The 22,328-nt window shown below is 49.2% G+C and carries 22 protein-coding genes; 12 read left to right on the top strand and 10 right to left on the bottom strand.

Annotated features, from left to right (window positions below; translation table 11 throughout):
- Positions 1-24: 24 nt before the first annotated feature.
- Complete coding sequence (locus C1H71_RS06850; protein ID WP_046351519.1) at positions 25-1,068, bottom strand: rod shape-determining protein; 1,044 nt, start codon at positions 1,066-1,068, stop codon at positions 25-27.
- Between the two features lie 541 nt (positions 1,069-1,609).
- Between C1H71_RS06850 and gatC the strand changes: the two genes are divergently transcribed.
- The 11 genes from gatC to pip all read left to right on the top strand — a co-directional run bounded on the left by gatC (position 1,610) and on the right by pip (position 13,220).
- Positions 1,610-1,897: an Asp-tRNA(Asn)/Glu-tRNA(Gln) amidotransferase subunit GatC gene (gene gatC / locus C1H71_RS06845; protein WP_130105876.1), complete on the top strand. Its 288-nt coding sequence runs from the start codon at positions 1,610-1,612 to the stop codon at positions 1,895-1,897.
- Positions 1,898-1,925: 28 nt separating this feature from the next.
- Positions 1,926-3,374, top strand: a complete 1,449-nt coding sequence (gene gatA / locus C1H71_RS06840; protein ID WP_130105875.1) for an Asp-tRNA(Asn)/Glu-tRNA(Gln) amidotransferase subunit GatA — start codon at positions 1,926-1,928, stop codon at positions 3,372-3,374.
- 21 nt (positions 3,375-3,395) lie between these two features.
- The gene (gatB, locus tag C1H71_RS06835; protein WP_130105874.1) at positions 3,396-4,823 is read left to right on the top strand and encodes an Asp-tRNA(Asn)/Glu-tRNA(Gln) amidotransferase subunit GatB; all 1,428 of its coding nucleotides are present in this window, start codon (positions 3,396-3,398) and stop codon (positions 4,821-4,823) included.
- 227 nt (positions 4,824-5,050) lie between these two features.
- The gene (gene dusB, locus C1H71_RS06830) at positions 5,051-6,088 is read left to right on the top strand and encodes a tRNA dihydrouridine synthase DusB (RefSeq protein WP_130108151.1); all 1,038 of its coding nucleotides are present in this window, start codon (positions 5,051-5,053) and stop codon (positions 6,086-6,088) included.
- Complete coding sequence (locus C1H71_RS06825) at positions 6,085-6,324, top strand: helix-turn-helix domain-containing protein (RefSeq protein ID WP_130105873.1); 240 nt, start codon at positions 6,085-6,087, stop codon at positions 6,322-6,324. Before dusB ends, C1H71_RS06825 begins: the two co-directional genes overlap by 4 nt.
- A gap of 210 nt (positions 6,325-6,534) precedes the next feature.
- Positions 6,535-8,097: a bifunctional phosphoribosylaminoimidazolecarboxamide formyltransferase/IMP cyclohydrolase gene (purH, locus tag C1H71_RS06820; RefSeq protein ID WP_130105872.1), complete on the top strand. Its 1,563-nt coding sequence runs from the start codon at positions 6,535-6,537 to the stop codon at positions 8,095-8,097.
- A gap of 120 nt (positions 8,098-8,217) precedes the next feature.
- Positions 8,218-8,775: a phospholipid:lipid A palmitoyltransferase gene (locus tag C1H71_RS06815; RefSeq protein WP_130105871.1), complete on the top strand. Its 558-nt coding sequence runs from the start codon at positions 8,218-8,220 to the stop codon at positions 8,773-8,775.
- Positions 8,776-8,789: 14 nt separating this feature from the next.
- Positions 8,790-10,067, top strand: coding sequence for a phosphoribosylamine--glycine ligase (gene purD / locus C1H71_RS06810; RefSeq protein ID WP_130105870.1), 1,278 nt, complete (start codon positions 8,790-8,792; stop codon positions 10,065-10,067).
- Between the two features lie 152 nt (positions 10,068-10,219).
- Positions 10,220-10,480 (top strand): FeoA family protein, encoded by a 261-nt coding sequence (locus C1H71_RS06805; RefSeq protein ID WP_130105869.1) that lies wholly within the window; start codon positions 10,220-10,222, stop codon positions 10,478-10,480.
- Positions 10,477-12,243: a ferrous iron transport protein B gene (gene feoB, locus C1H71_RS06800; protein WP_130105868.1), complete on the top strand. Its 1,767-nt coding sequence runs from the start codon at positions 10,477-10,479 to the stop codon at positions 12,241-12,243. Before C1H71_RS06805 ends, feoB begins: the two co-directional genes overlap by 4 nt.
- A gap of 20 nt (positions 12,244-12,263) precedes the next feature.
- On the top strand, positions 12,264-13,220 hold the full coding sequence (gene pip, locus C1H71_RS06795; RefSeq protein WP_130105867.1) for a prolyl aminopeptidase: 957 nt from the start codon (positions 12,264-12,266) through the stop codon (positions 13,218-13,220).
- A gap of 676 nt (positions 13,221-13,896) precedes the next feature.
- Here the strand turns inward: pip and C1H71_RS06790 are convergent.
- From C1H71_RS06790 to C1H71_RS06755, 8 genes are all read right to left on the bottom strand, one after another.
- Entirely contained in the window at positions 13,897-14,919 is a 1,023-nt protein-coding gene (locus C1H71_RS06790) for a tyrosine recombinase XerC (protein WP_223146006.1), read from the bottom strand.
- Positions 14,919-15,614, bottom strand: coding sequence for a DUF484 family protein (locus C1H71_RS06785; protein ID WP_130105866.1), 696 nt, complete (start codon positions 15,612-15,614; stop codon positions 14,919-14,921). The genes C1H71_RS06790 and C1H71_RS06785 overlap by 1 nt, the downstream gene beginning before the upstream one ends.
- Positions 15,601-16,458 carry a diaminopimelate epimerase gene (gene dapF, locus C1H71_RS06780; RefSeq protein WP_130105865.1) on the bottom strand — a complete coding sequence of 286 codons (858 nt, stop codon included), beginning with the start codon at positions 16,456-16,458 and terminating at the stop codon, positions 15,601-15,603. Before dapF ends, C1H71_RS06785 begins: the two co-directional genes overlap by 14 nt.
- A gap of 117 nt (positions 16,459-16,575) precedes the next feature.
- Positions 16,576-17,331, bottom strand: coding sequence for a DUF3658 domain-containing protein (locus C1H71_RS06775; protein WP_188053632.1), 756 nt, complete (start codon positions 17,329-17,331; stop codon positions 16,576-16,578).
- Positions 17,328-17,744, bottom strand: coding sequence for a CoA-binding protein (locus tag C1H71_RS06770; RefSeq protein ID WP_130105863.1), 417 nt, complete (start codon positions 17,742-17,744; stop codon positions 17,328-17,330). Before C1H71_RS06770 ends, C1H71_RS06775 begins: the two co-directional genes overlap by 4 nt.
- A 32-nt stretch (positions 17,745-17,776) precedes the next feature.
- The gene (locus C1H71_RS06765; RefSeq protein WP_130105862.1) at positions 17,777-18,532 is read right to left on the bottom strand and encodes a hypothetical protein; all 756 of its coding nucleotides are present in this window, start codon (positions 18,530-18,532) and stop codon (positions 17,777-17,779) included.
- Between the two features lie 25 nt (positions 18,533-18,557).
- Positions 18,558-18,941 carry a Rid family detoxifying hydrolase gene (locus C1H71_RS06760; RefSeq protein WP_130105861.1) on the bottom strand — a complete coding sequence of 128 codons (384 nt, stop codon included), beginning with the start codon at positions 18,939-18,941 and terminating at the stop codon, positions 18,558-18,560.
- 8 nt (positions 18,942-18,949) lie between these two features.
- Complete coding sequence (locus C1H71_RS06755) at positions 18,950-19,555, bottom strand: flavin reductase family protein (RefSeq protein WP_188053630.1); 606 nt, start codon at positions 19,553-19,555, stop codon at positions 18,950-18,952.
- A 298-nt stretch (positions 19,556-19,853) separates the two neighbouring features.
- Here C1H71_RS06755 and C1H71_RS06750 point away from each other — a divergent pair, with 298 nt between their 5' ends.
- The gene (locus C1H71_RS06750; RefSeq protein ID WP_262488410.1) at positions 19,854-21,119 is read left to right on the top strand and encodes an Hsp70 family protein; all 1,266 of its coding nucleotides are present in this window, start codon (positions 19,854-19,856) and stop codon (positions 21,117-21,119) included.
- A 45-nt stretch (positions 21,120-21,164) separates the two neighbouring features.
- On the opposite strand, the gene C1H71_RS06745 is transcribed toward C1H71_RS06750, so the two are convergent.
- Positions 21,165-22,247, bottom strand: a complete 1,083-nt coding sequence (locus tag C1H71_RS06745) for a class I SAM-dependent methyltransferase (RefSeq protein ID WP_130105859.1) — start codon at positions 22,245-22,247, stop codon at positions 21,165-21,167.
- Between the last annotated feature and the right edge of the window lie 81 nt (positions 22,248-22,328).

Here is a 22,328-nt window from a genome sequence, read left to right as displayed (position 1 = left end):
GCGAGACTTCCGGGGGCTAATCACTTAATCGTAAGTGAAAATGCTGCCCGCTTTATCGAGTTTTTCTAGTGCCTTACCAGAGCCACGCACAACGCAAGTTAGTGGATCTTCTGCAACAAATACGGGCAAGCCGGTTTCCTCCATCAATAGGCGATCTAAATCGCGCAGCAGTGCGCCGCCGCCGGTCAGCACCATGCCTTTTTCGGCAATGTCGGCACCCAGCTCAGGCGGGGTTTGTTCTAGCGCTTGTTTTACTGCAGAAACGATTTGATTGAGTGGCTCAGTCAGCGCTTCTAAGATTTCATTAGAAGAAATAGTGAACGAGCGCGGAATGCCTTCAGCAAGATTACGACCCTTAACTTCCATTTCACGTACTTCGGCGCCAGGGAAGGCGCTGCCGATGCGTTTTTTGATTTCTTCTGCGGTAGCTTCTCCAATCAGCATGCCGTAGTTGCGACGAATATAGTTAATGATAGCTTCATCAAACTTATCCCCGCCCACGCGAACGCTAGACGCGTAAACAATACCGCCTAAGGAAATCACGCCTACTTCGGTTGTGCCGCCACCGATATCCACCACCATCGAACCGGTTGCTTCTTCAACTGGCATACCTGCGCCGATAGCTGCGGCCATTGGCTCTTCGATTAGCTCAACTTTACGTGCGCCCGCACCCAACGCTGATTCACGAATCGCACGGCGCTCAACCTGAGTAGAGCCACATGGCACGCAAATCACGATACGGGGAGGGGAGGAGAACATGCGGCTTGGGTTCACTTTTTTAATGAACTGCTTCAGCATTTGTTCGGTAATGGTGAAATCGGCAATCACGCCGTCTTTCATGGGGCGAATAGCATTAATGCTGCCAGGTGTGCGACCAAGCATTTTTTTTGCTTCTGCGCCAACAGCAAGAATCGTTTTCTTGCCTGATGGGCCGCCTTCTTGCTGAATGGCAACTACGGAAGGTTCATCAAGCACAATGCCCTTGCCCTGCATATAAATCAGCGTATTGGCAGTACCAAGGTCAATGGCGATGTCGTTGGCAAAGTAGCCGGAAAGAAGTCCAAACATTCGGGTCTCGCACTTTAAAATTACATGATTAAAGGTAGGTCGTGGAATCGCCACGGGCTTTAAGGGGTCTGGCTAGATCGTTTAGTATTTAGTAAGACTATTCATTTTGGCCTTGCGATGGCAGAACAAAGACAGCAGCCCAAATACGTAGGTCTCACGTTTTAAAATTATGGTGCTTAGGTTAGCGATGGAATACTCACATATCTTATTCTTGCTCGAGCTGCCCTTGCTTGAAAGCAAGATTGTTTTTATTCGTTAATCTACTGCGCGCACGGGTTTTTCATAATAGTGCCGCCCGTTAAAACAGGCCCACCCTATATGGCATATATTGCAAATCACCGGTATTTCTGCCTGCGGCAGGAAAAAGGTTCGTTATTTTAAGCGTAATTGCTGCATTTGGCGGCAATGCAGGTAGAAAAGTTCCGCGGCACTATGTACCTATTGCTTTGCCACCATAGTCTATTGACGGGTGGTAGTAATCAAACCCTATATGATACCCTATCGAGTTGACGTTAATAAATGTTTACGGGGTAAATCCGACATGTCCCTGTCTATTGAAGATGTGGCGCGCATCGCCCGCTTGTCCCGCATTGCGGTGACGGGTGATGAATTAGCGGCCACCCAAGGCCAGTTAAACCAAATTTTGACTCTGATTGAAGAGATGCGGGCCGTTGATACCAGCGGTATTGAGCCGATGGCCCATGCACAAGATGTGATGTTGCGTTTGCGCGATGATGTGGCGTGCGAGCCAAATCGTCGGGAAAACTGGCAGGCTGTTGCGCCAGCTGTAGAGGCTGGTTTATATCTTGTTCCGCAAGTTATTGAATGAGGCTAGGGTTAACCCCCTCTAAAAAATAATGATAGAAAAATCAGTTAAGCAACTGTCAGCCATGCTGGCAGCAAAAGAAATTTCTGCGGTCGAAATGGCTAGCGAATACTTGGCTCGGGCCAAAGCAATGGCAGATCTCAATGCCTTTATTACTTTGGACGAAGACAAAACCTTGATCGACGCGCAAGCCGCAGACACCATGCTAGCTAATGGCTCGGCCGGGGTATTAACCGGTGTACCTATTGCGCAAAAAGATATTTTTTGCCAGCAAGGCTGGAAGACTACCTGTGGTTCCAAGATGCTGGATAATTTTGTCTCGCCTTATGACGCCAATGTGATTGAGCTGTGCCGCAAAGCAGGGCTGGTTACCTTGGGCCGCACCAATATGGATGAGTTTGCGATGGGCTCTTCCAATGAAAACAGTTTTTATGGCGCGGTAAAGAATCCTTGGGATAAAACGGCTGTACCTGGTGGCTCATCAGGCGGGTCGGCAGCCGCAGTTGCCGCGCGTTTGACTCCGATTGCTACGGCAACGGACACTGGCGGATCGATTCGCCAGCCCGCAGCATTTTGCGGCGTAACGGGGATTAAGCCTACTTACGGGATTGTTAGCCGCTTTGGCATGATTGCTTTTGCCAGCTCACTGGATCAGGGCGGCCCGATTGGTAAAAGCGCCGAAGATTGCGCACTGCTATTGAATGTGATGGCGGGCTTTGATGAGCGCGACTCTACATCGCTAGAACACGCTAAAGAAGATTACAGCCGCGATTTAAACACCCCGCTGGTGGGTTTAAGAATTGGTGTGCCTAAAGAATATTTTGCAGAAGGGCTAGAAAGCGACGTGGCTGCCGCCGTACTTGCAGCGATTGAAGAGTATAAAAAGCTGGGCGCAAGCATTGTTGAAGTTAGCTTGCCGAATACTAAGCTGTCGATTCCTGCCTATTACGTGATTGCTCCTGCTGAAGCTTCGAGTAATCTAAGCCGCTTTGATGGCGTGCGTTATGGTCACCGCGCTGCGGATTATTCTGGCCTAACAGAAATGTACGAAAAAAGCCGTAGCGAAGGCTTTGGCGCGGAAGTAAAACGCCGCATCTTGACGGGTACTTATGTACTGAGCCACGGTTATTACGATGCTTACTATTTGCAAGCGCAAAAAATCCGCCGCATTATTGCGAATGATTTCCAAACGGCATTTGAGCATTGTGATCTGATTGCAGGCCCTGTTGCGCCAACGGCCGCTTGGAACTTAGGCGAGAAAAACGCCGATCCAACCGCCATGTATTTAGAAGATATTTACACCTTGGCTGTCAATCTGGCTGGCCTGCCAGGCATGAGCTTACCAGCGGGCTTCGCAGCCAATGGCCGTCCTGTTGGCTTGCAACTGATTGGTAATTATTTCAGTGAGGCCAAAATGCTGAATGCTGCACATCAATTGCAGCAAGTGACTGACTGGCACACCCGTGCCCCAAGCCTATAAACCAGCCTAAGGATTCACAACATGAAATGGGAAGTAGTGATTGGGCTGGAAGTGCATACCCAGCTCTCGACTCAGTCGAAAATTTTCTCCAGAGCCAGCACTGCTTACGGTGCTGAGCCTAATACGCAAACCTCCGTGGTGGATGTGGCCATGCCCGGTGCTTTACCGGTAATGAACCGTGGCGCGGTTGAGCGTGCGATTCAGCTGGGCTTGGCGATTGGCGGCAAAATTAATCGTAAATCGATTTTTGCCCGTAAAAATTATTTTTATCCTGACTTACCTAAGGGCTATCAGATTAGCCAGTTTGAGCTGCCGGTGGTTGAGGGCGGAGTGATTGAGATTCAAGTGGGGGACGTCACTAAGAAGATTAATGTGACGCGGGCTCACTTGGAAGAAGACGCAGGTAAGTCGGTACATGAAGACTGCAATGGCATGACCGGTATCGATTTGAATCGCGCTGGTACGCCTTTACTGGAAATCGTTTCCGAGCCAGAAATGCGCTCAGCAGCCGAAGCCGTGGCTTACGCTAAGGCGCTGCATAGCCTTGTGACTTGGATCGGTATTTGCGATGGCAATATGCAGGAAGGCAGTTTCCGTTGCGATGTGAACGTATCGGTACGCCCAGAAGGCCAAGCAGAATTTGGCACTCGCCGCGAAATTAAAAACTTGAACAGCTTTAAGTTTATGGAGCAAGCCATCAAGTTTGAAACACAGTGGCAAATCGATCAGATCGAAGACGGGCATAAGATTCAGCAAGCAACGATTCTGTTTGACCCAGATAGCGGCGAAACTCGCATGATGCGCAGCAAGGAAGACGCGCATGATTATCGCTATTTCCCAGACCCAGATTTGCCGCCATTGTGTATCTCTGAAGATTGGATTGAGCGTGTGCGTAGTGAAATGACCGAGCTGCCACAGCTGATGCGCGAGCGCTTTAGTACGCAGTATGGCTTGTCAGCTTATGACGCCAGCACGCTGACCAGCTCTAAAGATATGGCGGTGTACTTTGAAGCCATGGTGGCCGCTGGAGCGGACGCTAAGCTAGCAGCCAACTGGATCATGGGCGATGTATCGGCCACACTGAATCGTGAAGAAAAATCGATTGGCGATAGCCCTGTTTCTGCTCAAGCTTTAGCTGCCTTAGTGAAACGTGTGATGGATAACACCATCAACAATAAAACCGCTAAAGACGTGCTGAAAAAGATGTGGGAATCGGGTGATTCTGCGGACAGTATTATCGAGCGCGATGGGCTGAAGCAAACTACGGATACAGGTGCAATCGAGGCGATTATCGATGAAGTACTGGTGGCCAATCCCAAGGCTGTTGAGGAATATAAAAGCGGCAAACTCGCTGCGATTAATTCTTTGATGGGCCAGTGCATGAAAGCCAGCAGGGGCAAAGCCAACCCTGCGATGGTGACTGAGATTCTGACTAAAAAGCTAAGCTAATTATTGCCTAGCCATTAAAAATAGCGAGCCTGTAGGTTCGCTATTTTTTTTGCTCATAATGGTTATATGTGCTCACCCTGCAAAGAGTCTTGTGCTAATTTTTGGCTTCTCCGTACCTGCATATTTAAGGTTCTTTCTAAGTTTTTTCATAAAAATCCGCCTGAAGGTTGTTGCTTAAAAATTAGGCAGGCGTTAGAATGCGCGGCCTTTTACTGCGCCAGCAGACTATGCATATCGGCCCCTACCCCCTTACAAATAATCTGATTGTTGCCCCCATGGCGGGTGTCACTGATCGGCCTTTTCGCATGCTTTGTAAGCGATTTGGCGCGGGGCATGCTGTGAGCGAGATGATTACTGCCGATAGCAGCATGCGCTCGCACCAGAAGACGCTGCATCGCGCTAATTTTGAAGGCGAATTAGCGCCGGTTTCCGCGCAAATTGCTGGGTCAGATCCACAATTGCTGGCAGAAGCGGCGCGGCATAATGTGGCGCACGGTGCGCAAATCATTGATATCAATATGGGTTGCCCAGTTAAAAAGGTTTGCAATAAATTGGCCGGATCGGCCCTGTTGCAAAATGAAGACTTAGTTGCCGATATTCTGCACGCCGTAGTGCGTGCGGTAGACGTGCCAGTTACACTGAAAACCCGCCTAGGCTTTGCCAATGGCGAAGAAAATATTATGCGCGTGGCCAAAATCGCCGAAGAAGCAGGGGTAGCCGCGTTGGCTATTCATGGCCGAACGCGTGAAGATATGTACTTGGGGCATGCACGCTACGCGCTGATCGCCCAAGTTAAACAATCGATACAGATTCCTGTGATCGCCAATGGCGATATTGATAGCCCGCAAAAAGCCGCGCTGGTTCTTAAAGAAACCGGTGCAGACGCCATAATGATTGGGCGGGCAGCGCAGGGCAGGCCGTGGATTTTCCGCGAAATTGCCCATTATCTGGCGAGCGGTGAGTTGTTGCCCGCGCCAGAGGTTGTGGAGGTCCGCGATGTATTGCTTGGCCATCTTGACGATTTATATGTCTTTTATGGCGAGTACTCTGGTTGCCGTATAGCTCGGAAACATATTGCTTGGTATACCAAAGGTTTGCGCGGTAGTAATGAATTCCGTCAAGCGATGTATGCACAAGAATCAACGGTAGGGCAAGCAAATGTAACCCGCAGTTATTTTGATGGCCTACTGACCTTGGGCGAGCGTTTGCAGTATGAAGATATGCAAAAACAAAAAGAAAATCACAATGAATCGGGAGATTTATGAGTACTCAAGCCGATCTGATTGCCCAGGCAATTTATGCTTCTCTCGACCAGTATTTTCAAGACCTTGATGGTGAACCGCCGTGTGCGATGTACGATATGGTCTTGGCTCGAGTTGAAAAGCCACTATTAGAGTTGGTGTTGGAGCGCGTAGAGGGCAATCAGACCCGAGCGGCCGATATGCTGGGAATTAACCGTAATACCTTGCGTAAAAAGCTGCAGATTTACGATTTACTGTAAGTAAATTTAAAACACGGCCGCATGGTAAGTAAAAACATTTGAAACCCAAATCTTGCACTACCGAGAGCACGGAGCTGCACGGAAAAAATCATTTTTATGTGTGTAGGTTTTCTCTATGTTGCTCCGAGTTCTCCTTTTCCTTCGTGGTTCAAGGTTTGGGTTTTGCTAAGGCTCCATCTTTGTCGTTTATGATATACAGGGAAAGAAACCATGACCAAAATTACCCGCGCGCTGATCAGCGTATCCGATAAAACCGGTGTACTTGATTTTGCCAAAGCCTTGGCGGCGCAAGGTGTCGAAATTTTGTCGACAGGTGGTACAGCCAAATTATTTTCTGACAATGGCGTGCCGGTGATCGAAGTGGCAGATTACACTGGCTTTCCTGAAATGCTGGATGGGCGTGTGAAAACACTGCATCCAAAAATTCATGGCGGCATTCTGGGGCGCCGCGATTTACCTGAACACCTTGCCACTATGCAAGAACACGGCATCGGCAATATCGATCTAGTTTGTGTAAATCTCTACCCTTTTGAAGCCACTATTGCCAAGCCTGACTGTAGCTATGAAGATGCGATTGAAAATATCGACATCGGTGGCCCAGCTATGGTGCGCTCTGCAGCCAAAAACCATGCACATGTGGCTATTGTGACTGATGCTAGCGATTACGCTGCGCTGATTAAAGAAATGCAAGCAAATGACGGTGCTTTATTGCTTGCTACCCGTAAAGTGCTGGCAAAAAAAGCTTTTAGCCATACCGCGGCTTACGATGGTGCAATTTCTAACTACCTGACGGCGTTAACGGTTGAGGGTGAGAAGAAATCTTATCCAGACCGCTTAAATATGCAGTTCGTTAAAGTGCAAGATATGCGCTATGGTGAAAACCCACATCAAAGCGCCGCTTTTTACCGTGATATCGACCCTGCAGCGGGCAGCCTAGCGGCATACAAACAGTTGCAGGGTAAGGAATTAAGCTACAACAATGTAGCGGATTCCGATGCAGCATGGGAATGCGTGAAGCAGTTTGCAGAACCTGCGTGTGTGATTGTAAAACACGCCAATCCTTGCGGCGTCGCGGTAGGCGTGGATAGCTACTCAGCGTATCGCTTAGCGTTTGCAACCGATACCACCAGCGCGTTTGGCGGCATTATTGCGTTTAACCAGACGGTAGATGTGGATACTGCCGAGGCCGTATCTAAGCAATTTATGGAAGTGCTGATTGCCCCTGCCTATACCGCAGAAGCCTTGGCCTTGCTGGCTAAAAAACAAAATGTTCGTGTGCTAGAAGTCCCTGTAGAGCAGGGCGCTAATCGCTTTGATGTAAAGCGTGTTGCTGGTGGTTTGCTGGTGCAAACGCCCGATACCCATATTCTGGCGCTAAAAGATGTGAAGGTAGTGACTAAGCTACAGCCTACCGAGGCACAGCTTAAAGATCTACTGTTTGCATGGAATGTGGCTAAGTTTGTTAAATCAAACGCGATTGTATTCTGCGGTAAGGGCCAGACATTAGGTGTGGGGGCAGGCCAGATGAGCCGTGTGGATTCAACTAAAATTGCCGCCATTAAGGCTAAAAGCGCGGGGCTGGATTTACGTGGCTCGGTAGCCGCGTCTGATGCCTTCTTCCCATTCCGTGATGGTGTGGATGTGATTGCAGAAAATGGCGTATCCGCCATTATTCAGCCGGGCGGCTCGGTGCGCGATGATGAAGTGATTGCGGCAGCGGACGAGCATGGTATTGCAATGGTGGTGACAGGTATTCGCCATTTCCGTCATTAATCGAGTGGTTTAACTATTTAAAAGCGGGGAAGAAATTCCCCGCTTATTGTGTTTATGGTGTTGTGTTTAATTGAGAGGCTGGCTGAGCCGCCGCTGCTTTGAAATATTTTGGTTGAGATAATGAAAAAACTGTTTGCCACCCTTTGCTTGCTGATGGCCTTGCCTGCATCTGCAATGGATTGCTCCAATATGTGGGATTGGGCGACGGCTGCTTGTCAGCGTGTGGATAAAATAAACCGGGAAGGTAAGAATGATTTGTTGTTGTCGGGTTATTCTTGGCACGATCGTTCAACCTATACCGCTGAAAAACTCGAAGACTTTCAAGAGTTTGCTTACGGTGGCGGCCTAGGTAAGCGTATTACTGATGAAAATAATAACCAAGAATTTATTTACGGGATGATTTTTGCTGATTCGCACAATCAGCCTCAGCTTCAGGTTGGCTATATGCGTCTCTGGTATTGGCCGATTGTTGGTGAGTTATCAGCAGGCCTTGGAATGTCTTTACAGCTCATTTCACGTCAGGATGTGATTGGCGGAGTGCCTTTTCCAGCCCCTTTGCCTATTGCGTCAGTTCGCTATGGCAAGGCATCTTTGATTGGTACCTTTATCCCAAGGCTCAATGGCCAACTAAATAATGGCAATGTGGCTTATGTCTTTGGCCGCTACGAATTCGATTAACAGGAAACAGATTCATGAATATTTTGGTGGTTGGTTCGGGTGGCCGTGAACACGCATTGGCTTGGAAAATTGCCCAATCTGAGCGCGTGGGTAAAGTGTTTGTGGCGCCGGGCAATGCGGGTACTGCACTGGAAAAAGATTTAACTAATATAGATATTACGGCAATTGATCAATTGATCGCTTTTGCCAAAGCAGAAAATATTGCCATTACTGTTGTCGGGCCAGAAGCACCATTGTCGCAAGGTGTGGTGGATGCATTTCGCGAAGCAGGTTTAAAAATATTTGGCCCAACTCGCGCAGCGGCACAATTGGAATGGTCTAAAGACTTTGCCAAAGCCTTTATGCAGCGCCATGGTATTCCTACAGCGGCTTACCAGACTTTTGCTAATGCGGATGAAGCGCACGCTTATATCAAAGCGCAGGGCGCGCCGATTGTGATCAAGGCAGATGGCCTAGCTGCGGGCAAGGGCGTGGTTGTGGCGATGACGCTGGATGAAGCGCACGCTGCGGTTGATTCTATGCTGTCCGATAATAAATTTGGCGATGCGGGTGCTCGCGTGGTGATTGAAGAGTGCCTTGTTGGTGAGGAAGCCAGTTTTATTGTGATGGTCGATGGCAAAAATGTGCTGGCCATGGCTTCTAGCCAAGATCATAAACGCCTCTTGGATGGTGACGAAGGCCCAAATACCGGCGGCATGGGCGCGTATAGTCCAGCACCTGTGGTCACCCCAGATGTGCATGCCAAAGTGATGCGTGAAGTGATTATGCCTACCGTGCAAGGCATGGCGAAAGACGGCACTGTATTTACGGGTTTCTTATATGCAGGCCTGATGATTGATGCGCTGGGTAATCCCAAAGTGATCGAATACAACTGTCGCTTTGGCGACCCTGAAACCCAGCCGATTATGCTGCGTTTAAAAAGCGATTTTGTCACCTTGCTCGAGCACGGTGTGAATGGCACGCTGGATCAAATTGAAGCCGAATGGGATCGTCGCGTGGCGATGGGCGTGGTCATGGCTGCCGCTAATTACCCAGAAACTCCGCGTAAAGGCGATTTAATCTCCGGCCTGCCAACAACTGCGCTAGAAGACGGCCATGTATTTCATGCCGGCACGGCTCTAAATGAGCAGGGTGAAGCTGTAACTGCTGGTGGCCGTGTACTTTGTGTAACCGCCTTCGGCGACAGTTTTAAAATGGCACAAAAACGCGCTTATCAGATTCTGGCCGGTGTTTCATTTGCCGGTGCGCAATATCGCAACGACATCGGCTGGCGAGCGATTAGCCGCAAGTAATACTTGATCGTTGAGAAAAAAGCCATGCTCTGTATGGCTTTTTTCTTGTCTGGGCACTCTGATGAAGATCAATAAATAACAGCGCGCAGATTGACGCACTGTTTTGTAAGGCAGATGATGTTGTAACAAAAACCGTTCTCATTGTTGAAACCATGACACTTGCTGATCTTCCTCTGAATACCCTTGCCAAAATTCTCATCACCCAGCTTTCTCCAGATTTAACCCAGCGCCTTGCCGCCCTAGGCTTGCATGCAGAGCGCGATATTGAAGTGATTCGCCGAGGCTTTTTTAATGGGCCTTTGCAGCTGCGTGTTGCTAGTACTGATTTTATGCTGAGGCGGAATGATGCACGGCAAATTGTGGTTTTGGTTTTACCACAGGCAGAGGCTGATCTGATTGCGGTGGCAGCATGAAACGTGTTGCCTTGGTAGGCATGCCAAACACAGGTAAATCAACCTTATTTAATCGCATCACAGGTGGTACGGCACGCACAGCTAATTGGCCTGGGCTGACGGTGGATTTGGCTTCCAGCCGTATTTTGCTGGGCGGCGCTATGGTGCAGATGATTGATCTGCCAGGGATTTATGATTTAAGTGGCGGGGCTGAAGACGAGCGTATTACTCAGGAATTTCTGAATAAAACTGAGCTAGATGCCATTTTATTAGTACTGAACGCCACGCAGCTAGATAGGCAACTGGTGTTGGCTTTGCAGCTAAAAGCACTGGGCGCGCCGCTGATTATTGCGCTTAATATGAGCGATGAAGCCAAGCAGGCTGGGGTGCAAATTAATCTAGAAGGGCTGGCTGCTGAGCTAGCCTGCCCCGTGCTAAAAATCAGTGCCAAGCATGGCCAAGGTGTGCCTGATTTAAAAGAGGCGCTCAATCGCCTGATCAGCCAGCAAGCGCCTAAGCAAATTGCACTGGCCCATGCACCCGCATCCAATACCCTGCATCAGGACGAGGCGAGGCTTTATAGCCGCTTTATTCATCGCCCCGCTATTTTGCCTCCTGGCCCCACCGCCATGCTGGATCGCTGGGTTTTGCATCCGCTACTTGGCTTGCCGCTGTTTGTGCTGATGATGTTTTGCCTGTTTCAGCTGACCTACGCCATTGGCGTGCCTTTGCAGGATCTAATGAAAGAGGGGCTGGAGTGGTTTAAAAGCGATATTTTAAAAGTGGCTGCAGCGTCTTGGCCGCCTTTTTGGTCAGGCTTTTTAGTGGATGGTGTGTTTGATGGCCTTAGTACGGTACTGACTTTTATCCCCATTATTTTTCTGTTTTTCTGCCTGATGGCGATTATTGAAGACTCAGGTTATTTCTCGCGCGCGGCTTTTATGATGGATGGGCTGATGGCGCGTCTGGGCATGGATGGCCGTGGTTTTGTGATGTTGATGATGGGCTTTGGTTGCAATGTGCCTGCCTTAATGGGCACAAGGGTGATAAGGGATAGAAAAGCGCGTTTGCTGACCATGCTGGCGATTCCTTTTTCACTATGTTCGGCGCGTTTACAGATCTTTCTGTTTTTAACTGGTGCGCTGTTTAGCCCGCTGCAAGCACCTTGGGTGCTGCTCTCTTTGTATTTTGCGAGTATTTTTATCTCTATGGGCACGGCGCTTTTGCTGCGTGGGCGCTTTAAATCGACCGAGCCATTTACGCTAGAGCTACCGCCTTATCGCTTCCCGGTGCTACGGCAAATCTTTTTGCGTGGCTGGGGCGAGGCGGCGGGCTTTGTACGGCTGGCTTCAACTATGATTGTGATTGGCGTGGTTTTAGTTTGGCTGCTCAGTAATTATCCGAATCCGCAGCATAGTTATTCCACTCTGATTGCTGGATTTTTTCAGCCCGTGTTGTCCCCAATTGGTATTCAGGCCGAGCTGTCGATTGCTTTGATATTTGGTTTTGTGGCGAAGGAAGTGGTGCTTGGTGCACTGGCGGTGATTGCTGGGCAAGACGGCACTGCCTTGGCGCATCATTTATCTATCGTACTTGATCCAGTATCCGCTTATAGCTTTATGCTATTTTCATTGACCTATGTGCCCTGTGTTTCTACTATTGCTGCCATGCGCAAGGAATCGAATAGCGTAGCGCTAACGACTTTCTCAGTGGTCTATTCTTTATTTCTCGCTTGGGTGCTGTCGTTTATCTTTTACCAAGGGGCGAGGATATTGGGATTTTAAAAATTCAGTAAGGGATTTGAATGAGCGATTTATTGTTTCCGGAAATTCAGCCACACCGCAGCGGCCGCTTGGCCGTAGATGATGTGCATACCCTTTATTGGGAAGAATGCGGTAATCCTGATGGCGTGCCGGTGCTGTTTTTGCATGGCGGCCCCGGAGGCGGCATTTCGCCCATGCATCGCCGCTTTTTTGATCCCGCCTATTACCGTATTGTGTTATTTGATCAGCGCGGTGCAGGGCAATCGACGCCCTTGGGTGAGTATCGCAATAACACCACCGCTCATTTAATCGCCGATATCGAAGTCTTGCGTCAGATGCTGGATGTAGAACAGTGGTTGGTATTTGGCGGCTCTTGGGGATCGACTCTTTCGCTGGCCTATGGCGAAGCGCATCCTGAGGCATGTTTAGGTTTTATCTTGCGCGGGATTTTCCTTTGCACTGCGGCCGAGGTGGACTGGTTTGTGAATGGCATCGGTCATTTTTACCCAGAAGTCCACGCCGAATTCGCAGCGCATATACCTGAAGCCGAGCGAGCTAATTTGCTCGAAGCCTATAGTCAGCGGCTCTTTAATGATGATCCAGAAGTTTATCTGCCTGCAGCCCGCAGCTGGAGTCGTTACGAAGGCAGTTGTTTGTTTTTAGAACCGCAAAGCAGCACCATTGCCCAGTTTGAAACCGATGCCGTTTGCACCAGCTTAGGTCGCCTAGAAGCACACTATATGTACCATGCCGGTTTTATGGCAGAAGATCAGTTGCTGCAACAGGTGGGCAAGATTCGCCATTTGCCCGCGGTGATTATTCAAGGTCGTTACGATGTGATTTGCCCGCCAAAATCGGCTTATCGTCTGTATCAGGCTTGGCCTGAGTCTACTTTGCATATCATCCCTGATGCGGGCCATGCGGCGATGGAGCCAGGGATTGCTACGGCTTTAATGAAAGCGACTGAGGAATTTAAATTGCAGGGGAAGTTTTCTTAATAGGATGGGTGAGCCGTTGTAGGGCGGGTGGAACCCGCCGATTTTGCTAGGGTCTGTTGACGTTTCATTCACGGCTGCGTTTGGCCCAGTTTTGGGGCTGAACAAGGAGAAAATTGCGACATGGTACGAGTACCATCAGCGATTTTTAACGCCGTGCAGCCCCAAAAATGGGCTAAACCCGAAGGGCTGGGCCGGAAAATGGCCATTCACTGCGTTATGCTCCTTGGAAATAACGCGTTATTGCCTTCGTCGCATGCCTTGTGCCTAGCCATTTTCCGGCTCAGCGCAATTGTGAATGAAACGTCAACAGACCCTAGGCTAAAGTCAAAAAGATCTTTTTGGTGCCTTCGGCACGTTGATTTAGGAGCGGTAGCCACCGCGAGGGCGTTCTTTTCTTGAACGGCCAAGAAAAGAACCAAAGCCGCAACCTCAAAAACACGAAGGCCCCCCACTGCGGATAATCGGCTCGGCGAAAAAGGCTGCTCGGGAGCAAGCCCGCTAACCCTTTTCCGAAACTCTGAGCCGCTTATTCCTCGCTTCGGCGTGCTTTAAGGGGACTTTAAAAAGCCCCGTGCCACGAGCTGTGATGTAAATCCAATCGCCTAAATTTGAAAATATTCAAACCTCAAAGCAAATAGCTTGTTCCCCCTCTGTTTTTCTCCGTGCACTCCGTGTTTCAAGATTTGGGTTTGGATTTACGCAGCAACAAAGCTAACTTCTCTTCTTCATCCTCAGGTTTTTTAGCCCTTGGGTGAGTTCGGTCGTATTCTTGCGCTAGGTGTTGGTAATCAAGGTGGGTATAGACTTGGGTGGTGGCGATGCTGGCGTGGCCAAGTAGCTCTTGCACGGCGCGTAAATCGTGTGAGCTTTGGAGTAAATGGCTGGCGCAGCTGTGGCGCAGTTTGTGTGGGTAGAGTGGTTCTTTAATATTGAGTTTGGTTTCCCAGTATTTAATCCGCAGCTGCACCGCGCGGGTGCTGAGCGTGCCACCGTTTTTCCCCACAAAAACTGTATTATCTTTGGGGCTGAGTTTGGGACGCTCTATTAGCCAGCGGCGTATGGCTTCGCATGCCACGCTACCTACGGGTACCTGCCGAGTCTTGCCGCCTTTCCCTGTGACCACTGCCATGCCTTGGTTTAAGTCTAAATCAAGTAAGTTAATCGATACCAATTCAGCCACACGCAGGCCAGAGGAGTAAGCCAGCTCAAAGATGGCTTTGTCACGACAGGCTAGGATTTCCTCATCAGGCATGTTTTCTAAAAAACCTGAGGTATCGTCAATGGTCATCGCCGCAGGAAGTTTTTTTGCAGTTTTTGGGGGCTTTACCCCGTCGGCGGGGTTCATTGGCCAGTGAAAGTCGCGGCACATCAGGCGATAAAAAGTGCGCCATGTAGAAAGGGTGCGAGCAATGGTTCTTGCCGATAGGCTGCGGCTGGTGAGCTTACGCACATAGCCGCGAATTTCCTTAGGCGTGAGCGAGGCTAAATCATGGCCAGCAGCGCATTCCAATAAGGTGGCCATATCGCGCTCATAGGCGGCACGCGTGTGCTCGCCCGCACCTTTTTCCCCTTCTAAATATTGGACAAAGTGCGCGAGCATGGCTTGTTTTACGCGGAGCTGTTCTTCGTTTTCATCCGCTGGCTTGCTTAGGGTATCTTCCCTACTCAGCGGTATAAGACGCTCCGTGGTCGCTTGCATCACACTTCTTCAGTCAGCAGCATGGGCTCATCATTTGGCTCAAACTGAGGCACTGCACGGCGAACGGATGCAGAGACTAAATCAGATAGGCGTTGCAAGTATAGCGTGCCCATATCAGGGTAAAAGCGCTCAATATCTTCGCTGGCCATTACCAGTATGCCAAATGGCTCGCCGGTCCCAATACGCAAAGCAAACTGAGCGAAGGATTTCAGCGTGTTGGCTTCGCATTCAAACCATGTTTGTACTTCATCGGTCACATAGGGGCCGCAGTAAGGTGATACTAAGTTTTGCGCTAGTTTTTGCACGGACTCACCTACGGGGGCAAATTCGCGCAGATTACAATCGCTATTTAGCCACAGCCGTAAGGCGATATGTGGCACGCCAAAGCGATGCTGTAGATGGTATTCCAGCGTGCCTATCATGCTAGCCAGATCATCAGCTTCCATCAAGCTAACGCTAAGCTGGTGCAGTTTTTCAGAGATATGATCGTTTTCTTCACCAAACTGCAGCAGATCGCCTAGGCGTAGCTCTAGTGAGCGATTTTTTTCACGTAAGGTGAGTAGCTGGCGCTCCGCCAGCGAAATCGCTTGGCCTCGGTGGCTGTGGGGCACATAAATTTGTGCCAGCTCGTCGGCGTATTGATCAAAGAACGCTGGGTTGTCTTTTAGCCAAGCGACAATTTCATTGGGCTGCATATTGTTCTCCAAGGTTGCCAAGGCTGATCTCTCCATTAAATACTGTTACAGCAGGGCCGCTCATCAAAACTGCTTCGCCTGCTCGCCAGCTAATGGTTAGCTCCCCGCCGTGGGTAATAACACGAACACTGGGGTTGAGTAAGCCACGGCGAATACCTGTCACGACCGCCGCGCAAGCGCCTGTGCCACAGGCTAGGGTTTCGCCTGCGGCACGTTCAAATACTCGTAGTTTAATTTGGTCTCGATTCACGATTTGCATAAAGCCGACGTTGACTTTTGCAGGAAAGCGCACGTGCGTTTCAATTTTTGGGCCAAGGCTGGCAACAGGGGTGCTGTCCACATCGCTGACTACTTGCACTGCATGCGGGTTGCCCATTGATATCACGCTGATATCAATACTCTGCCCATCTACATCTAGCGGATGAATGATGAGATCTGCATCGCTGATAAAGGGTATTTCTGCGGGGGAAAATTGTGGTATGCCCATATTTACCGTGACATTGCCATTGTCTTCCAGACGTGGATAAATCACCCCGCGCGCGGTGCTTACGGCAATTTCACGTTTATGGCTTAGACCTTTATCAAATACAAAACGGGCAAAACAGCGTGCGCCATTGCCGCATTGCTCGACTTCACTACCGTCATTATTAAAAATTCGGTAGCTAAAATCGATATTGGGTAGGTTTGAGGCTTCTACTAATAAAAGCTGATCAAAACCAATACCAAAATGCCGGTCACCTAGCTGGCGTATGCTGTTGGCGCTCAGCTTGACCTGCTGATTTACCCCATCAATCACCATAAAGTCATTACCTAGGCCTTGCATTTTTGTGAACTGAAGTTTCATATATCTGGCGCGCCGCTGAAGAATTTAACTAAAGGTAAACGTAGCCGCTGTTTAAGGCAATGCGTGAGCTGATTTTTTTGCATAAATCTCCTCGTACTTTGGAAGAGGGGTAGCGCGCTATTTTTTTCTTACTTTAAAAGCATATAAATCGTGCTGATCGGGGTGGCTTTCCATTTCAATCAGCCCTTGTGCCGCTAAGCAGCGTAAGCGCCACATGGCTAATACATCGCTGCGAAAAAAGCCTTTAGCGGCTTGCATCCAAAGCCCCGCAATTTGCCTGCAAGGCAAGTAGTTATCGGTGATCAGGGCCAGCATTTCGGTGTCGAGCGCAGTTTCGGTCAGGTATTGAAACGTCTGCCCATTCCAGCCTCGAAATGTACTTTTTTGCTGGCATAAGTCTTGCCATTCTTGTGCTAGTTTTTGTAACTGGGCGTGGGAAAGCCGTTCGCCGCAGGCCGATTCGATTTGTTCGGGGCTGATCAGGCTAAGTGCAACCTGTCCTGCAACATAGCTGCTTACCCCTGTGGTGTCAGGAATAATCAGTTTAAAACTTTGCCCTTTTTGATAGCGCCACCACGCTAAGCGTCGAAGCAAAAGCGCCTCGCCGCAAGATGTGCCTATCCATAAAGTCAGGTCCTCCGGCAGGGCGGCGAGCTGGGCATTGCCCGCAGGGAGGACATCACTAAAGTCAAAACTGGAGAGCGGGAAGACTTCATTCCAAAATTGGATTCTGCTGGCGGGATAAACGTGGTCGATATCGTTCAGCGGGCCAAGCGTTAAGTCATCCTGGTGAATGCGGATATCGGCATAGGGGCCAAGCGACTGACGCAAAAGATCGGCTGCAAAATCCCCCAGAACAAGATTGCAGCTCACAGACAAAGCCTCAGATAATCAATCTTGATACATCGATTCACCACCACAAACAGCCCCGCCGCTTGGGCGCGCTCTGCAGCCGCCTCATTAATAATGCCGAGTTGAATCCAGATTGCGGGGATTTGCAACTGGATGGCCTCATCCACAATGGCGTCGATTTGATCGCTGGCCCGAAATACATTCACTAAATCCACTTTGCTGGGTACATCGCTTAGGCTGGCATAAGCTGTTTCGCCTAGTACGCTGTTGGTGTAAGGGCGCACAGGGATAATATGAAAGCCCGCTTTTTGCATAATGGCAGATACGCCAAAGCTAGGCCGATCAGCCTTGGGCGATAAGCCTACTACGGCGATGTGGTGAATGCTGAGTAAAAACTGGCGAATTTCTTCATCGCTAGGGTTTTGAAAGGGCATGGTATGAAGTGGCTCAAGTATATGTGCTTGAATTAGTTGCTAGTAGCATGCGTATTTTTTTTATACAGTTGCCCACTGGCAGATGGATTATTGTCTTGATGTTCTAAAAAACGATGAAGTTGAGGGAAAAGGAGTTGGAGTTGTCCTACCTGTATAGGAGAAAAAGACTCTTTTATTGGGTCTTTGTAATGTTCGGGCCATTGAGCTGCTTGCCAGACTGAATATATAGATTCGTTGCATAGGCAATTAAGGGTTGAGCTAGTGGTATGCCCACGTTTAGTTTGAGGTGCAGTAGATGCTTTTGCTGCGTCATCTAGGTTTGTAATACTGCTATCAACTCCGTAGAAAAATTCTGCAGGTTGATCTCTGATTAATGAATCAAACATTCCACGATATCTGAGTCGCTCTATTTCTAGAGTGTGCTGATGAGATGGGATCGTGATGTTTTTTGCAAGCTCATTACCTAATTCAAGACTTCGAGCGGCCTCTATCCACTTTTTGCGGTCATTGTTCTTATCTATGAGGAGTGATTGTGCATAGGCGAATGCTTTGCAAAAGCTTTCGAGATGAAAAAGAGATTTTTTCTCTTCTGCATCAGTAAGGTTTTTCGCTTGAGTAAAAAGGTGTCCAGCCAGCGCAAGCAAAGTAGCACTTATTAGTACTGCATCTTTGAAATCGATGCAGCGAAGGTAAACGCACTGAGTATTGATAAATGAAAGTATGGGGATGCAAATTGCGCCCAAAATTAGCAAAACGGCAAAACAATTTAGGGCTTTTGACATCTTCATTTGAACATGCTCCAGAATTTTGTTCTTACTCCTCTAAAACCATAATCCCATCCGCCTCAACCAGTGCGCCCTTAGGTAGCGCAGCAGCTTGGACTGCGGCTCGGGCGGGGTAGGGCTCGGTAAAATACTGGCTCATGATGTCGTTTAGGGCAGAAAAGTTGCTTAGGTCGGTAACAAACACCCCTAGCTTAGCAATATTATGCAGGTCTCCCCCTGCCGCCTGACATACCGCACGCAAGTTTTGAAAGACTTGATGGGTCTGCGCAGTAAAGTCTTCAGCCAAAATACCACTGGCAGGATCAAGGCCAATTTGCCCAGATAAATACACGGTATTGCCGATTTTTACGGCTTGAGAGTAAGTGCCAACGGCTTTTGGGGCTTGCTTGCTTTGGATAATTGATTTTTTCATATTAATACTCATTTTTGCCTCTGAATAACAAAACGTTCGCCTACTACCGCGTAGTCTGGCCCGCCAAGACGGGATAAGGGATCAAGTGGCTCGGGATGGATGCGGCCATCAACCATTAAATCATCGGCTACGCCAAGGTGCACTACTTCTAGCAGGATTAAATCTGCCACAACGGGGTCGCCCACTTCGATATGCATGTGTAGGCGGCACTCTAGTGCCACGCCGCAATCGGCAAGGCGGGGTGGTTTTACAGCGATAGAGGGGATCAATGCTAAGCCTAGGGCTGTTGCTTCACTTTCATTAGGGGCAAAAGCGGCAGCGCTGGCATTCACTTGTGGGGCGTGGCCACGGGATGGCAGGTGGACAACACATTCACCCGTTTGCAAAATATTGCGCGCGGTATCTTTTAGCATGGCATTGTCGTGGCGGCGATTAATACTGACCGATACAATCATTGGCTCGTTAGAGACAATATTAAAGTAGGAAAACGGCGCAACATTCACGATTCCGGCCATATTTTGGCTGTTGATCCACGCAATAGGGCGGGGCACAACACAATCGCTGATTAAAGCGTATTTTTCATCGGGTGATAACGCCGATATGGTTAATTCCATGCTTGTTGCCCTAAGTCTATTAAGCATAAGTGGGGGCATAAGTGAGTAACTCAAGCCATATAGATATCTCGTATTGCCATCGCTTGCGGCAATATGCTGGTCGTGGTGATGATTGTATAAGCTAATGTTTATTGTGCACTGGAAGCAGACCCTAGCACTCGAAATAAGGCTTTGATTTATCTTAAATGTCGCAATCGCGCGGGTAAACCTGCATTAATCGAGCCTCTATGATTCAAAATTGTTTTTATCAGCAATGCTATGTAGAATTACGCCCCCTTTTGCCGTTCGGATCAGGCCTGTGACTTCTCCTTCTTTTGCTCGTGCCTGCGGCATCGATTTTGGTACTTCTAATTCCACGGTGGGCTGGGTGCGCCCTGGGGCTAACACGCTGATTTCATTGGAAGATGGTAAGGCCACGCTGCCATCGATGGTGTTTTTTAATGCTGAAGAAGATTCCGTTTGCTACGGCCGAGCCGCCATGGGTGAATACTTGGAGGGCTATGAAGGGCGCTTGATGCGTTCTTTAAAAAGCCTTTTAGGCAGCAGCTTGATTGATGCGCAAACCGAGGTGAATGGCCGAGCTTTGCCGCTGCGTGGCTTGTTGGCCAAATATATTGGCGAGCTTAAGTTGCGGGCAGAAGCGGCAGCAGGCAGGCCGTTTGAGCAGGCGGTATTTGGCCGACCCGTGCATTTTGTGGACGACGATGCGGCAGCCGATGCGCAGGCTGAAAAAACCCTCGCCGAGATTGCCTATCAGGTTGGTTTTAAAGAAATCAGTTTTCAGTTTGAGCCGATTGCGGCCGCTTTTCATTACGAGTGCACCATTCAAAAAGAAGAGCTGGTGCTGATTGTGGATATTGGTGGTGGTACTTCAGATTTTTCTTTGGTGAGATTATCGCCAGAGCGTGCTCAGTTGCTGGATCGCCGCGAAGACTTATTGGCCAGTGCTGGCGTGCATATTGGTGGTACAGATTTTGATAAGGCGTTGAGCTTAGCTGGTGTCATGCCTTTGTTGGGTTATAAAACGCGGCTTAAAAATAACTCAGAAGTCCCGTCCGGTACTTTCTTTAATTTGGCGACCTGGCACACCATCAATTTTGCTTATACTCGGCGTTCTTGGACCGATCTAGTCGATGTTTACCGCGATGCACTAGAACGGGATAAATTAGATCGTTTAATGAGCTTGATCGAGCAGCGTGCTGGGCATTGGTTGGCAATGCAGGTGGAAGACGCAAAAATTGCCTTATCCGCAAACCAGCGCACCATCCTAACGCTGGATCGTCTCGAAGATGGGCTAACGCATGAGCTAAGCCGTGCAGAGTTTGATACATCGATTGAGCGTTTGGTAGAGAGCGTAGAAAAGACTGTCACAGGCTTGCTGACCACGGCAGGGATACGTGTAGAGCAAGTCGATACCGTGTTCTTTACCGGCGGCTCTAGCGGTGTGCCGCTATTACGCAGCCAAGTTGCCGCGCTCTTGCCCAATGCCCGCCATGTAGAGGGTGATCTATTTGGCAGTATCGGCACGGGCTTGGCAGTGGAAGCGGCAAGACGGTTTGGCTGATTAGCCGTTGTAGGGGGCAACGTATTATCGTTAGGTTTCAGCCAGTTACCGCTTCGCTTTGATAATCACAAATTTGGCATTCTGGGCGACTAGGTTGATCTGCTTGAAGGTTTTTTTTAACGCTGCCTGATAGTCTAAATGCCGGTTTGCCACGATCCATAACTCGCTATGGGTGCTCATGCACTCTTTGGCCTGTGTAAACATGCTCAGCGCAATATCGGTAGTGACGGTGTTTTGCTGATGAAATGGCGGGTTAATCAGAATTAGATCGAAAGTCTGCTTCGTTGCCACTGCACTTGCAAGGCCATCGCCATGCTGAATCTGGTAGCTGGCCGCAGGAAAGTTAGCGGCAAAGCTTAGCTTTGCCGATTCTACTGCCGCTAAAGACTCGTCAAATAAATGCAGCCTAGCTTTGGGGTGCAGCGTGTGGTACGCCAAAGATAGTAGGCCATTGCCGCAGCCCACGTCGGCAACGGTTTCTGCGCTTGGCAGGCGATCAAAATGCTCAATAAAAAAGCGTGATCCTATATCTACTTTGTGCTCAGCAAACACTCCCGGCGCGTTGCTGAGTGTGAGATTCAGCTCGGGTATGGTTTGCAGATAAGGTTGAGTGACCTCTTGGCTTGGCCTTAGCCGAGCTTGGTACATACGCGCTTTACGCTGCGTTGGCAGGTATTCCACTTCATCGCAGCAAGACTTTATTATCGCCAAATGTCCATTGCTAACGTGCTTTTGCATGCCGGAGAAATACAGCGTTAAAGGCTTACTGATGTGATTTGCAAGCTGCTGTAGCTGTGCGGCAAATAAAGAAAGCGACTTTGGCAGCTTAACCAGCGTGTAGCTGATCGCTTGCCCTGTGTAAGTTTCAAAGCTTTGCTGGCTATTGATTTCAATGGCGTGGCGTGAGCACCATGAATCGTTGATGTGAAAAATCAGTGCGCCAGAGCTTAGGCTCGTGGCAGAGTGCAGCGCACCAAAGCTATCATTGATCAGCAAAACGGGGGCATCGGCGCGGATAAATTCAGCAAGGTATTCATCACTCGCATCCCATGCGCGTAAGTCTTTAGCGTGTTTAGCTGGGTAGCGCTGCAGGGTGAGCGCGGTAAAATCGATAGGGCTGGCGGACATTTATATTCTTCATCAATGAAGCCAGACTCAAGGGGCTGGCTAAAGGGGCGATTCTATCAGCTGCCGGTAGCCTGCGCCTTG

It is taken from the genome of Iodobacter fluviatilis (genome assembly GCF_004194535.1).
GTDB lineage: Bacteria > Pseudomonadota > Gammaproteobacteria > Burkholderiales > Chitinibacteraceae > Iodobacter > Iodobacter fluviatilis_A.
This window is presented reverse-complemented; position numbering and strand designations above follow the sequence as displayed.

Excerpts from the sequence above, each read along its gene's own strand:
- C1H71_RS06745 (WP_130105859.1), bottom strand. The coding sequence starts at position 22,247 with ATGTCCGCCAGCCCTATCGATTTTACCGCGCTCACCCTGCAGCGCTAC.
- dapF (WP_130105865.1), bottom strand. The coding sequence starts at position 16,458 with ATGAAACTTCAGTTCACAAAAATGCAAGGCCTAGGTAATGACTTTATG.
- purH (WP_130105872.1), top strand. The coding sequence starts at position 6,535 with ATGACCAAAATTACCCGCGCGCTGATCAGCGTATCCGATAAAACCGGT.
- C1H71_RS06850 (WP_046351519.1), bottom strand. The coding sequence starts at position 1,068 with ATGTTTGGACTTCTTTCCGGCTACTTTGCCAACGACATCGCCATTGAC.
- C1H71_RS06790 (WP_223146006.1), bottom strand. The coding sequence starts at position 14,919 with ATGCAAGCGACCACGGAGCGTCTTATACCGCTGAGTAGGGAAGATACC.
- gatA (WP_130105875.1), top strand. The coding sequence starts at position 1,926 with ATGATAGAAAAATCAGTTAAGCAACTGTCAGCCATGCTGGCAGCAAAA.
- C1H71_RS06815 (WP_130105871.1), top strand. The coding sequence starts at position 8,218 with ATGAAAAAACTGTTTGCCACCCTTTGCTTGCTGATGGCCTTGCCTGCA.
- dusB (WP_130108151.1), top strand. The coding sequence starts at position 5,051 with ATGCATATCGGCCCCTACCCCCTTACAAATAATCTGATTGTTGCCCCC.
- gatB (WP_130105874.1), top strand. The coding sequence starts at position 3,396 with ATGAAATGGGAAGTAGTGATTGGGCTGGAAGTGCATACCCAGCTCTCG.
- feoB (WP_130105868.1), top strand. The coding sequence starts at position 10,477 with ATGAAACGTGTTGCCTTGGTAGGCATGCCAAACACAGGTAAATCAACC.
- C1H71_RS06825 (WP_130105873.1), top strand. The coding sequence starts at position 6,085 with ATGAGTACTCAAGCCGATCTGATTGCCCAGGCAATTTATGCTTCTCTC.
- C1H71_RS06770 (WP_130105863.1), bottom strand. The coding sequence starts at position 17,744 with ATGCCCTTTCAAAACCCTAGCGATGAAGAAATTCGCCAGTTTTTACTC.
- C1H71_RS06760 (WP_130105861.1), bottom strand. The coding sequence starts at position 18,941 with ATGAAAAAATCAATTATCCAAAGCAAGCAAGCCCCAAAAGCCGTTGGC.
- C1H71_RS06805 (WP_130105869.1), top strand. The coding sequence starts at position 10,220 with ATGACACTTGCTGATCTTCCTCTGAATACCCTTGCCAAAATTCTCATC.
- gatC (WP_130105876.1), top strand. The coding sequence starts at position 1,610 with ATGTCCCTGTCTATTGAAGATGTGGCGCGCATCGCCCGCTTGTCCCGC.
- C1H71_RS06785 (WP_130105866.1), bottom strand. The coding sequence starts at position 15,614 with ATGCAGCCCAATGAAATTGTCGCTTGGCTAAAAGACAACCCAGCGTTC.
- purD (WP_130105870.1), top strand. The coding sequence starts at position 8,790 with ATGAATATTTTGGTGGTTGGTTCGGGTGGCCGTGAACACGCATTGGCT.
- pip (WP_130105867.1), top strand. The coding sequence starts at position 12,264 with ATGAGCGATTTATTGTTTCCGGAAATTCAGCCACACCGCAGCGGCCGC.
- C1H71_RS06765 (WP_130105862.1), bottom strand. The coding sequence starts at position 18,532 with ATGAAGATGTCAAAAGCCCTAAATTGTTTTGCCGTTTTGCTAATTTTG.
- C1H71_RS06755 (WP_188053630.1), bottom strand. The coding sequence starts at position 19,555 with ATGGAATTAACCATATCGGCGTTATCACCCGATGAAAAATACGCTTTA.